Below are 1530 nucleotides of genomic sequence, written 5' to 3'. Positions count from 1 at the left end.
AGGCCAGGCTGCCGCAGGGGCACCGGCGAAGGCACCAGCGCCTGCACCCGCAGCAGCCACGTCACCGGCAGCGGCCACGTCACCGGCACCGGCCACGGCGGAACGGACCGAAACTGACTCCGCCGGACGCCCCGGTGCAGTGCTGACCTTCGGCGGAGAGCAGGTTGTCCTGCCCTTCGTAGAGCACCACTCGGACCACCCGCAGTCGCCTGCCCTGACGCTGGACCGTCTTGCCGAGGCCTTTGCCAATCTGGGGGCGCCGGTTGCCGGGTCTGAAGCCACCGGGCCTGAAGCCACTGGTGCTGGAGCCGCGGCTGCTGAATCCAAGCCGGCAGTCGCAGCACCGGCCGAAACTGTTCCTGCTGCCAGCGAGCCGGCACTCCGGCAGCCCGCCGCGGAGGAGAAGGACTACTCGGACCACACCGCGGACCAGTCACGCAACCGCCGCCCGCGGCGTAACCGCAGTGCCAGCCGGGCCCAGGGCGCAGCCAATGCCACTTCGGTGGAGCATCACGAGGCCGCTCCGGTGGCTGCCACCGGACACTCCCACGCCGCCAAGGCACCGGAACCCACCAAGGTTCCCGTTGCTGACAAACCGGCTGCGGAGGCGCCCATCGTCCTCGGTGTAGGGGTTCCGGCCTCAGAGCTCTGACCAACCAGGTACGGGATGCCCGGCCGCGCCTGTTCTTCACAGGCGGGGCCGGGCATCACGCGTTAACCGGCGCCCCGCGGGATGCAGGCGCTGTCCCATAGCGTCACGGAAGGCCGGAGCCTGCGCGAAACGCTAGGCTGAACCACTGACACGGGGTGCCGCGCACAGTGCCGGCTGAGATCCAGACCCGTTGAACCTGTCCGGTTAGCACCGGCGAAGGGATGTCTCCTTGGCTTCTACTCTTGTCCTGTCCCCGGCTCCCGGCGTCTCCACAGCGGCGCCTTCTCCTGCACCTACCCCGGCCCAGGCACCTACCCCGGGCCAGGCACCGCAAAGCCGGCCCGGGGCCGGCCACGTGCGCCGGGAAATTCCGCGCGTTCTGTCTATCGCGGGCTCTGATCCATCAGGCGGTGCCGGCATCCAGGCGGACCTGAAAAGCATTGCAGCATTCGGCGGCTACGGGATGGCCGCCATCACCGCCCTGACCGCCCAGAACACCCGGGGAGTGCGGGCCGTCCATGTCCCGCCCGCTGCCTTCCTGGCCGAGCAGCTTGAGGCAATCAGCGACGACATCACCATCGACGCCGTCAAGATCGGCATGCTGGGCGATGCTGAAGTGATAGCGGTGGTCCGTGGGTGGCTCGAAAAAGTCCGCCCCGCCGTCGTCGTCCTGGACCCGGTAATGGTCGCCACCAGCGGGGACAGGCTCCTGAAGGAATCGGCTGAAGATGCCCTGGGGGAACTGCTTCAGCTCGCGGACCTGATCACGCCAAACCTGGTGGAACTCGCCCTTCTGCTCGGCGAGCCGCAGGCGCAGGACTGGGAAGAGGCCCTGGGGCAAGGACGCCGGCTATCTGCCGCCACAGGCGCCACCATCC

General features: G+C 68.9%; 1 protein-coding gene, 1 pseudogene and 1 riboswitch. The gene and the pseudogene both read left to right on the top strand.

Translation table 11 applies throughout. The annotated features are described in order from the left end of the window. A pseudogene (locus DBR22_RS23790) lies at positions 1-652 on the top strand (ribonuclease E/G); the annotation flags it as partial. Between the two features lie 141 nt (positions 653-793). Next, positions 794-891: riboswitch (TPP riboswitch) on the top strand. A gap of 116 nt (positions 892-1007) precedes the next feature. Continuing rightward, on the top strand, positions 1008-1530 hold a 523-nt coding region (locus tag DBR22_RS09925), incomplete at its 3' end, for a bifunctional hydroxymethylpyrimidine kinase/phosphomethylpyrimidine kinase (protein WP_258229121.1).

The organism is Arthrobacter sp. HMWF013, assembly GCF_003061105.1.
Lineage (GTDB): Bacteria > Actinomycetota > Actinomycetes > Actinomycetales > Micrococcaceae > Arthrobacter.
This window is presented reverse-complemented; position numbering and strand designations above follow the sequence as displayed.